The organism is Liquorilactobacillus vini DSM 20605, assembly GCF_000255495.1.
Classification (GTDB): domain Bacteria; phylum Bacillota; class Bacilli; order Lactobacillales; family Lactobacillaceae; genus Liquorilactobacillus; species Liquorilactobacillus vini.
On sequence record NZ_AHYZ01000125.1, the window covers coordinates 19,599 to 30,034 of the forward strand.

A 10,436-nucleotide genomic window follows, 5' to 3' on the forward strand; every position below is an offset into this window, starting at 1 on the left:
ATTAGAGTGAGTTTAAAAGTAATTTCAACTAATTTGCAAGATGTCAAGATCGTGGAAGCCGATGTTTTTGGCGATCATCGCGGCTTTTTCACTGAAACTTATACCAAGAATAAATTTCATGAAGCGGGGATCGATATTGATTTTATTCAAGATAATCAATCATTATCTGTTGAACCCGGGGTTTTGCGTGGAATGCATTATCAGCGTGCACCTTATGCGCAGACGAAACTCTTACGGGCAGTGACTGGTGTGATTTATGATGTCTTAGTTGATATCCGCAAAGGTTCACCAACTTATGGTAAGTGGGAGGGTTATATTTTAAGTGAATACAATCATCGTCAGCTATTAGTACCGAAAGGGTTTGCCCATGGTTTTGTAACTCTGACTCCTAACGTTAACGTTGCTTATAAAGTTGACGGCTACTATGCACCACAAGCTGATGGTGGGATTGCTTTTGATGACCCAGACATTGGCATCAAATGGCCAATGCCGTTAGAGCATCTGATTTTATCGGAAAAAGACCAGCATCATCCACGACTCAAAGATGCTGATTTAAACTTTGTTTATGGGGAGGAAATGTAATGAATCTCTTAGTTACCGGTGGTGCTGGTTTTATAGGTAGTAATTTTGTTCATTATTATCTGCAAGAGCATCCTTACGACAAGATCGTTGATTTGGATTTGTTGACTTATGCTGGAAATATTCATAACCTCGATGACTTGGTAGATGAAAGACGCCATGTTTTTGTTCACGGTAATATTGTCAATCGGGAATTAGTTGCTTATTTAATCAAGCAATATCAAATTGACGCAATTGTCAACTTTGCGGCCGAAAGCCACGTTGATCGCTCAATCTTGCATCCAGAAGTTTTTGTTGAAACCAATGTTCAAGGCACCTTAGCCTTATTAGATGAGGCCAAAAAGAACCAGGTTGGTAAATTTTTGCAAGTTTCAACTGATGAAGTTTATGGAACTTTAGGTCAGACGGGTTACTTTACCGAAACAACACCTTTAGCACCAAATTCTCCGTATTCAGCCAGCAAAGCTTCGGCTGACTTAGTTGTGCGCTCATATTTTGAAACTTATGGCTTGGACATTAATATTACTCGCTGTTCTAATAATTACGGTCCTTATCAATTCCCAGAAAAATTGATTCCTTTGATGACTTCAAATGGCATGGACGGTAAAAAGCTACCAATTTATGGTGATGGGCAAAATATTCGTGATTGGCTGCATGTTTCGGATCATTGCCGGGCAATCGATTTGGTTTTGCATCAAGGTAAAGCCGGTGAAGTTTATAACGTCGGTGGTCATAATGAACATACCAATAATGAAATTGTCCATCTGATTATTGATCAGTTAGGTTTGAGCGAAGATTCAATTGAATATGTCAAGGATCGTTTAGGACATGATCGGCGCTATGGAATTGATCCGACGAAGATTGAAACGCAGCTGGGCTGGAAGCCATTATATACCTTTGAACGCGGGATCAAAGAAACCGTCAAATGGTATCAGGAAAATGAAGCTTGGTGGCGTCCTTTAAAGGAACGTGCCGCTTTAAAATAATTTGTAGTCAAGGCAAGCGGAACTGTTAACAAACAGACCGGTTGCTTTTTATTGATAGAATTAAACTGGAGGAAGAAAACGTGAAAATTTTAATTACTGGCGGCAATGGACAATTAGGCCAAGAGTTGCAGCATTTGTTTCAAGAACGCCAAGTTGCTTTTAAAGCGGCCGACGTTAGTGAATTAGATATTACCAAAGAGCAACAAGTTAATCAATTTTTTGCTGAACACCGTCCTGAGGTTGTTTATCATTGTGCTGCTTATACTGCAGTTGATAAAGCTGAGGGTGAAGGGAAGGCAGCTGATGAACTGATCAATGCTGTAGGGACTGAGATCGTCGCTAAAGCTTGTCAAAAGTATGGGGCAACTTTGGTTTATGTCAGCACAGATTATGTATTTGATGGGACACGAACCAGCGGGGAATATTTGCCAGAGGATCCGAAAGGTCCGCGCAATGAATATGGTCGGACTAAATTGTTAGGTGAGCAGGCAGTGCAAAAATATTGTCAAAAATATTATATTGTTCGGACGGCTTGGGTCTATGGTCAATGGGGCCACAACTTTGTCTATACCATGTTAAATTTGGCCAAGACTCATGATAAATTAACGGTCGTTGATGATCAGGTTGGTCGGCCCACTTGGACGCGGACGCTAGCTGAATTTTTAACTTATTTGGTTGATAATCAAATTGCTTATGGGGTTTATCAATGTAGCAATGATGGTCAATGTTCGTGGTATGAATTTGCCAAAGAGATTTTAAAAGATCAGCCAGTAAAAGTTTTACCAGTCAGTTCTGATCAGTATCCATCAGCAGCCTTTCGTCCGCATTATTCAGTGATGCATTTGGCAAAGGAGACCGGCTTTAAGTTTCCAAAATGGGAAGATGCCTTGTATGAATTTATGCGCCAGATTAAGGAAAAATAAAATAACCGCTCCATTTAATAAGAGACTGAATCGAAAGCTTATTTTGGTTGGGCCTCTTATTTTTAGTCAATAAATAAGCTTTATTAACTAATTTGCAACCTGCAAATTATAAATATTAATTGCATTCATAACTAGTTAATATATAATGCAGATTACCAGAATATTTAACCTGTCATTAAATAACTTTGTATTAACCAAAAAAGGAGTGAACGCATGGAATTATCAGGTGAAATAGCAGTTGCTGCTAATGCCGTAGAAATTAGACAAGCAGTTCAACAGAATGTTGCCGCAATTTTTATCAGTGGTCGTCTATTGGCTAATCGGTTGATTGGTCAAGATGATGAAGGATTGTTAAGTTTATCAGAATATGCACATTTTTTTCGGAATATGTGTTTAACGACTAATGTTCCTTTAATTGCTGATGGTCAGGCTGGCTTTGGCAATCCGCTCAATACCTATGAAACTGCACAAGAATTAATTCGTTCGGGAGCAAATTATCTAGTATTAAATGATCAAAAATATCCGAGTCATAGTCAAATTCCTAATTCACCGGAAGATTTAGTGGAATTTTTAGGTAAAATTAAGGCTTGTCAAGATAGTTTGCAAGCGACCGATTGTCAAATAATTCTCAAATTTGACGGGATTGCTATATATGGTTTAAACGGTTTAAAAAAACGTTTTAAACTGGCTCAGAAATTAGGTATCAAGAATTTATTGGTTAGCACATTAGTCAAGAACAGTTGCTCCAACTATCAAATAAAGTGTTTCCTAAAGTTGGACTTTGTTTCGAAGATGATCAGCAGATAAAAGAAATGACAGCGTCAATCAAACCACAATTTTTGGCTGGATTTAAGGGCAAAAATTCCGGGGAACTCGACTAAGTCAACTGTTTCAGATCTAGTTTGTGTCAACAATAATGGATTCAAAAAATTCCAACGGTTGCGTCAGCAATTTAAACAAGCTGTTTTTGCGAAAGATAACATCGTAAATATGGTAGTTGCACCAGATAGCTTAGCTGCCAAAATTGCTGAACAGCAAGGATATCAGGCAATTTTTGCGGCAGGTTATGCGACCAGCGCCAGTAATTTAGCCAAACCAGATCGCGGCTTGGCAGATTTTGGAGTTATGCTCAATAAATGCCGCGAGATTGTGAATGCAGTTGATATTCCAATTTTCGCCGATGCAGATACTGGATATGGTGATTTAAACAATATCGTTAGAACAGTTGCCAGCTATGAAGCTATCGGCTCGGTGCTTGTGGTTTATTTTTAGAAGATCAAGTCTGGCCAAAACGTTGTGGTCATATGGCAGGGAAAAAAGTTGAGACACCTGAAGTCTTGATTGAAAAAATTAAAATGGCGGTTAAGACTCGGCAAGATCCAAATTTCTTAATTATGTCACGAACTGATGCACGAGCGGTTTATGATTTATCGACTGCAATCAAGCGTAGTCAGGCATACTTAAGAGCCGGGGCAGATTTAGTCTTTATTGAAGCGCCAGCAAGTATCGATGAGCTGAAAGCAGAACTAGCGGCTTTCCCTGAGACACCGTTGATGTTAAACGTGATTGAAGGTGGGACCACGCCAATTCTGAGTATTGAACAGGCTCAAAAAATGGGCTTTAAAATCATTGTCCATCCAGCAGCTTTAACTTATGCTCAGACTTATGCAACTGATAAGGTTCTTTCAATCTTGAAAAAAACTGGCAAAACTTCAGCGGCTAAGGATATGATGCTCTCGTTCTCAGAATTTAATAACTTGATTGGCTTATCGACAGTCAATCAACTTGAAGAACAGTATTCTCATGAAAAAATGCAAGTTTTGTTAAGCAAAATGATAATTTCAGCGGCTAAGGACTAAGGTTTCATAACCTTGTTGCTCAACGTAATAAAAAAGCCTGATTGCAGTATCAACTGAATCCAAGCCTTTTCAAAATTATTTAAATTCTCTTTTTCGCATCCAGATCCGATAAAAAGTCAGTAACCAAGTCAAACAAATAATTACTGTGGCACTGCTGAAAGCAATCTGCATCCCATAAACAAAAATCTGGTTATGACCATGCGGGTAAGTTGTGATTTGATAACCAATCCTTTGGCTCATTGCAAAATAGAGAATTGTCGTAACCAAGCTAGTTCCAGAAATCATCCCCAAGTTACGAGCCAAAGCATTTAATGCCCCAGCAACTCCTAATTTTTCTTTTGGAGCGTTACTCATAATCAAAGCATTGTTAGGGGTTTGGAAAAATGACATGCCAATGCCACCTAGTGCCAAAAGTAATCCAACAAATAAGAGCGGGGTATTTTGGTTGACAATGCGCCAACCAAAAAATGAAACAGCTAAAATTGTTAATCCAAATAACGCAACGATTTCTTGCTGAAAATGATCGGCAATATAACCAGAAAAAGGTGTTGCTAGTAACATAATAATTGGCCAGATCATCAAGTAAAAGCCGGCTGAACCAGCTGAGACTTGCCTGAGATCTTCAAAATAAAATGGCAGCAAAATATTAATAAAAAAATTGCAAGTAAATATCAAAAAAGCAGCGATCAAACTGACACTAAACAAAGCTGATTTAAAGACTGATAAGTCAAGTAGCGGATCATTCGTCTTGTTTTCATGAGTAATGAAAAAAGTCAACAATCCCAGTGAAATCAGTGAACAAATAATTGGTAAAGGTTTGAGGAACCCTTGTTCTTGTCCAAGATTAATTCCTAAGAAAAAAATCGTAATCAATAAAAATAAACTAATAATTCCTAGGTAATCAAAGATTAAATCTTTAGCTGGGTGCTTTTCTGCTGGAAAGAAAATTTGACCAATAATAATAGCTAAGATGCCAACTGGTACATTAACCCAAAAAATATAAGGCCAGTTGAGATGTTCCAGAATTAGGCCACCAAAACCTGGCCCAGCGATGGTCCCTAAAGAAACAAACATGATATTTAATCCCATTGCTCGCGCACGAAACTTAAAGGGAGCGATGCCAGTAATAATTCCAAAACTGTTGCTCATAGTCATAGCTGCCCCGAGTGATTGAATTAACCGGGCAAATAGCAAAAAGTAAAGTCCTAAATTTATGCCGGCTAGTAATGAACCTAAAGTGAAAATATATGTTCCAACTTTAAAAACTTTGATTTTCCCAATTTGGTCACCTAGATGGCCAAAAAAGGTTACCAATCCGGAGATAATAATTAAATAAATTGAAATTGCCCAAGTAGTTTGGTTCATTGGAATAGCTAATGATTTTGAAATTACCGGTAGAGCGATATTAATAATTGACGAATCCAAGGTTGACATAAAAGAAAAGATTCCAACAGCGGAGATCGTCAACCACAAACTGTGATAATTTTTTAAATTGGTCACCATAAGGTCCTCCCTCTCTTTGCCTAAAGATTATCATAGCGCAAATTATAAAAGCAAAAAAGCATTATTTTTATTGGCAATAGTGGTTGACAGATTGACATGGAAAGATGATTATGCCATATTTCAGTTAAAGCAAGCATGAAAGAAGGAGATTAACATTTCAATTAAACTAGTAGCAATAGACGTTGATGGAACTTTACTCAATTCAAGCAAAGAAGTGACAGTTCCCGTCATAAAAGCAATCCATCAAGCCAAAAAGCAGGGTGTAAAAATTGTGATTTGTACCGGCCGGCCGTTAAGTGGTGTAAAGGACCTGCTGAAGCAATTGGGGCTTGATGATCAGTCAGATCAATTTGTAGTTAGCTTTGGCGGAGCAATGGTTCAAAAAACTAACGGTGAAATTCTTAGTGAACAACCGATTTCATATGATAGTTATCTGCAATTAGAGCTGTTGGCACGCCAAAAGCAATTGCATTTTCATGCTATTAGTCATGATCGCATATATACAGCTGATCGTGATATTGGTCATTATACTGTTTATGAAAGCTTGATCGCAAAACTCGAAATTTCTTACCGAACTCCCGCTGAATTGCGGCAAACTAGACTGATTAAAGCAATGTTCATTGATGACCCGCAAAGATTAACTCAAGCAATGACTGATTGGGAACCGTTTAGGCAGTTAGAAGATCAGGTTGCTTTTACAAAAAGCTCACCGTTTTATTTAGAGGCGAATGCCAGGGGGGTCAACAAAGGCCACGCTTTACAACTGCTAGCTCGAAAATTGCAGTTGACCGAAAATGAAATTATGGCGATTGGCGATGAGGGCAATGATCTTAGTATGATTATTTACGCTGGCTTAGGAGTTGCAATGGGTAATGCAATTCCCAAGGTGAAAGCAGCAGCTAACTGGCAAACAGCTGATAATGACCATGACGGAGTTGCAGTGGCCCTTAATAATTATGTCATTAATAATTAGCTAAATTTAAAAAAATTAAAACAAAAAAGCAAGATCATTAATAAAGCTTAAACGGTCTTGCTTTTTTATTTATAAAATTCATTAATTGGTTTTACGATGATTTTTTAAGAAAGTCAGCGCAAGTTTAAATGCTGGTGAACGTAAAGCAAAATTAACAGCAAAATAGACAATAGCTCCGATTAAAACTTCTAATACAATGTGCGGATAACTAGGAACGAAATAATGATCTAAACTAAAAACAACGATAAACATTAAAATACCAGCGAACAAATACTTATAACAGCCCTTAAATAATAAAGTAATTTTTAAATCATGGCGAATTACCCACAATTGGAAACCGGTGACGACGGTTTCCGAAATTACGGTGACGACCATTGATCCCTTAACGCCGAATAGAAGAATAGCGGGAACATTCAGGATGATATTCGTAATTGCTCCCAAAGTAACTGACTGAGTGTACTGTTTAGTTCTTCGTAGCGGTAGCAAATATTGATTGCCAATTAAATTACTTAAAGCAATCATTATCAGTACCGGTGATTCTAAAACAATTAGTTCAGCTACCGGAGCAAATTTTGCAGTTAAAAACTTTAACACAAAACTATGTGAGATTCCGCAAATTCCAAAAGCTAGCGCAAAAGCTAAAAAGAGCATAATTGCTGCTGAATTAACGAGATATTCTTTGATTTTATCGAACTGCTTTTTTCCATATAAATTAGACATATGCGGTAATAAAACGGTTCCCAGTGAAGTAACGATTGATAAAGCAATTTTAGTAATTTTATCAGAGTAGTCATAAAATCCTGCAGCAGTAACCGAATCTAATTTCCAAAGCATTGTTTTATTTAAGGAAACGTAAATCATGATGGCAACTTGTGGGATAAAAAGGGCAATTGATGGTTTCAAGTGTCGCCAAGGTTTTAAATGCTTGAAATCAGGTTTGGTAACTAAATGCATTAAATAAGACCAAAGTGTCAAATTACCAAACAATTGTGATAGAGACAAAATCAGAATATAGATTCCTAAATCAGCGGTCGACTTGACCAGAGTGAAAATCAGACCAGCAGAAATGATTTTTACTAGCATGTTTCGAACAACGGTTTTTTTAAAATCTTCCATTCCCATAAAAAACCAAGAAACATCAAAAAGTCCAGCAACAATGAAAAAAGATTGGTAGAAAAAATAAATTCTAAATTGCTTTTGAAAAGCCATTAAATAAACAATGAACGCCAAGTAGGCTAATAAAATGGTTGAAATTTGTAAAAATTCAATTTCCCAAAAGGTTTGTGAACGCTCACGCGGATTGTCCCGCTTAGTAGCAATTTCTCGGTTACCATAAGTGGTAATTCCTAAAGTTCCAGCTAATAAAAAATATGTAATAACTGAGTTGGTAGCCGAGTTGATTCCTACTTCGTAAGGATTTAAAACTCGGGCAATATAGGGAACCGTAAAAATTGGTAAAAGGATCGCCAGCAAATTATAGCTGACATTATAGAGATAATTCTTCAAAATTTTCATTCAAACTAAACTCCCTTAAACAGGAAAAATAAGCTGCTAAGCAGTAAAATTTGCTCAAACATATATCATTTTAACATTAAACACTGACTGTGAAACGAAAATTCTAATCAAAATAATTAAGTATTTTTTAAATTTTACTACTTTTCAAAATCTTGAGAAATAATTTTTTTGAGACGCTTGCGATTTAAAACAATTTCTTCATTATAATTTTCTAGAATATCGTCATAAAGTACTTCATTTTTTCCATTTAATTGTAAGTAATGAACCTGCTTTTGAGCATCAAAGTTTCCTTTAACTGCCAAACCAATACTGATCATGTCGGTTGTTTTTAAGTTTGTGGCAATTAAAAATTTCGACATTGATTTTGCTAAAGCAGGAATCTTAAGGGCATTAGCAGGATCAGTTACCTTATTAACAATTCCCACCAGAGCTGCTTCTTGCAGTCTTTGGCGACCAAAATCGGTTCCGGGTACTGAATCACGCTCGTGGACAATTTCAGTAATCATTTTACCAGAAAGCTGATGTTTTCCTTGACTAAATGTCTTATCATAATCTTTAGGATACCAGGGATGCGTTAATCTAACTTTAAAGGGCAGGTTGATCGTAATGCCGTCGATTGCATTAACCATTGAACGCAGGCCCCAATAGTTAGTTTCCAAATAATAATTGATGGGAACATCCAGATAGTTGGAAATGGTTTTAACTGCCATGGTAATTCCCTTTTTGGAGCCATATTTATCTTGATAAACTGATTGAACACTGGTTAGTTTGGTATAGCCTAAATTCGGCATATAAATTCTTGAATCACGGGGAATGCTTAAAACAGTATAATGATGTTTAGCCAAGTTTGCATGAACTAACATCATTGAATCAGTATGACCAGATGTTTGTCCGCGTCGCTCATCAGAACCAATGATCAAAGCATTAAAACTACCTTTGGCTTGATGATAATCTTTTTTTGGATGACTAATGGTTTTTAAATTAGCAAAGTGTTGGGTTGGTTGAATTCTTTTCCAAAGTGACCAACCACCACCTAAAATTAGTAAAAAAATGGCTAAAATTAAAATTCGACGAAATGGATGCCGTTGACGATAATTTCTTGGACGGCGTAGATTTTCCCAGTCTTCGTTATGTTGATCGGCTTGCGGTTTGTTTGGCATCATTGTTTCTCTTTTCACTTTTTTTGTTTTTATTCTAGCTGTTAATTAGCTGGGAGTAATTGTAATTACATTAAACTTTATAAAAAAATAATAGATTTGAGTTTTCTTTAAACTTTAATTATGATTGGGCGAAAATCTCGTAGCTTTAGATATGGGATATTGATAGCCTCACCTCTTTTTATATAGCACAATCTTGAGAAATATTATTATTAATAACTTTATGCTGCTTTCTGATGCAAATTAGATTTTTTGCGAACATTTGCTAGTTAAATAATTAGGCTTTATGATATGATTTATTTGTTCAAAATTAAGATTTAGTTAAGGTGTGGCAAATGAATAAAAACAAATATCAACTTATTTTTAGTTCACAGCAATATGAATTTTATTCCGACGCAAATCTTCGCCAAGTGTTGAAATATGATCAATATTCACATGAAAAGATCGAATATCGATTACCAGCAGAAGAATTTATTTCATTCTTGGATGAAGTAAATACATATCATCCATCTGCTAATCAAGCTGCTTTTTTGAAGAAAATTGATCATGATTATCTAAATATGGCGAATCAGATTATCAAATAAGATTGGTAGTTTTACATTTTTATTACAGGCTATAAAATTTAAGTAATTAATGGTCGAATGTGGTAATCTTAAATTAAAGACGAAAACGGGGGTAGTTTTTAATATGAAGAAGGGATCTGAAATAAAAGAGCATTACAAGATGTATAAAAGCGGCAAATATTGGGCTTTTAGTTTGTTGACTGTGTCTTCATTTGTTCTTGGTGTTCAGTTCAAGCCGATACACTCAATGGTAGTCGAAGCAGATAATTTTGAATCTGCTTCAGATAAAACAATTTCGACTTCTTCAGATGATTCGTCTCAATCATCTGAAGAGTCGTTAGAATTTGTTTCAAGTCAAAGTGCAAGTTCATCGAGTTC

General features: G+C 36.3%; 12 protein-coding genes. 9 read left to right on the forward strand and 3 right to left on the reverse strand.

Annotated elements, in window-relative coordinates:
* Nucleotides 1-6: 6 nt before the first annotated feature.
* The 6 genes from rfbC to ON15_RS12165 all read left to right on the forward strand — a co-directional run bounded on the left by rfbC (nt 7) and on the right by ON15_RS12165 (nt 4,347).
* Nucleotides 7-582: a dTDP-4-dehydrorhamnose 3,5-epimerase gene (gene rfbC, locus ON15_RS07195; protein WP_010580818.1), complete on the forward strand. Its 576-nt coding sequence runs from the start codon at nt 7-9 to the stop codon at nt 580-582.
* Nucleotides 582-1,565: a dTDP-glucose 4,6-dehydratase gene (gene rfbB, locus ON15_RS07200; protein ID WP_010580819.1), complete on the forward strand. Its 984-nt coding sequence runs from the start codon at nt 582-584 to the stop codon at nt 1,563-1,565. The genes rfbC and rfbB overlap by 1 nt, the downstream gene beginning before the upstream one ends.
* 80 nt (nt 1,566-1,645) lie before the next feature.
* Nucleotides 1,646-2,488 (forward strand): dTDP-4-dehydrorhamnose reductase, encoded by an 843-nt coding sequence (gene rfbD / locus ON15_RS07205; RefSeq protein ID WP_010580820.1) that lies wholly within the window; start codon nt 1,646-1,648, stop codon nt 2,486-2,488.
* 213 nt (nt 2,489-2,701) lie between these two features.
* Complete coding sequence (locus ON15_RS11260; RefSeq protein WP_010580821.1) at nt 2,702-3,295, forward strand: isocitrate lyase/phosphoenolpyruvate mutase family protein; 594 nt, start codon at nt 2,702-2,704, stop codon at nt 3,293-3,295.
* Nucleotides 3,296-3,427: 132 nt separating this feature from the next.
* Nucleotides 3,428-3,760: an isocitrate lyase/phosphoenolpyruvate mutase family protein gene (locus ON15_RS12160; protein ID WP_235806395.1), complete on the forward strand. Its 333-nt coding sequence runs from the start codon at nt 3,428-3,430 to the stop codon at nt 3,758-3,760.
* A 32-nt stretch (nt 3,761-3,792) separates the two neighbouring features.
* The gene (locus ON15_RS12165) at nt 3,793-4,347 is read left to right on the forward strand and encodes an isocitrate lyase/PEP mutase family protein (RefSeq protein WP_235806394.1); all 555 of its coding nucleotides are present in this window, start codon (nt 3,793-3,795) and stop codon (nt 4,345-4,347) included.
* 75 nt (nt 4,348-4,422) lie between these two features.
* Here ON15_RS12165 and ON15_RS07220 read toward each other — a convergent pair whose 3' ends face one another.
* Nucleotides 4,423-5,850 carry an MFS transporter gene (locus ON15_RS07220; RefSeq protein ID WP_010580822.1) on the reverse strand — a complete coding sequence of 476 codons (1,428 nt, stop codon included), beginning with the start codon at nt 5,848-5,850 and terminating at the stop codon, nt 4,423-4,425.
* A 154-nt stretch (nt 5,851-6,004) separates the two neighbouring features.
* On the opposite strand from ON15_RS07220, the gene yidA reads away from it, so the two are divergent.
* Nucleotides 6,005-6,823, forward strand: coding sequence for a sugar-phosphatase (gene yidA / locus ON15_RS07225; protein ID WP_034992758.1), 819 nt, complete (start codon nt 6,005-6,007; stop codon nt 6,821-6,823).
* An 81-nt stretch (nt 6,824-6,904) separates the two neighbouring features.
* Here the strand turns inward: yidA and ON15_RS07230 are convergent, their stop codons facing one another.
* Together ON15_RS07230 and ON15_RS07235 are read right to left on the reverse strand one after the other, a co-directional pair.
* Complete coding sequence (locus tag ON15_RS07230; protein WP_010580824.1) at nt 6,905-8,338, reverse strand: oligosaccharide flippase family protein; 1,434 nt, start codon at nt 8,336-8,338, stop codon at nt 6,905-6,907.
* 137 nt (nt 8,339-8,475) lie between these two features.
* A complete protein-coding gene (locus ON15_RS07235) occupies nt 8,476-9,498 on the reverse strand; it encodes an LCP family protein (protein ID WP_010580825.1) in 1,023 nt (340 codons plus the stop codon).
* A 332-nt stretch (nt 9,499-9,830) separates the two neighbouring features.
* On the opposite strand from ON15_RS07235, the gene ON15_RS07240 reads away from it, so the two are divergent.
* Nucleotides 9,831-10,079, forward strand: a complete 249-nt coding sequence (locus ON15_RS07240) for a hypothetical protein (protein WP_010580826.1) — start codon at nt 9,831-9,833, stop codon at nt 10,077-10,079.
* Nucleotides 10,080-10,182: 103 nt separating this feature from the next.
* Nucleotides 10,183-10,436 (forward strand): KxYKxGKxW signal peptide domain-containing protein (locus ON15_RS07245; protein WP_169313784.1); only part of this gene is annotated, 254 nt, incomplete at its 3' end.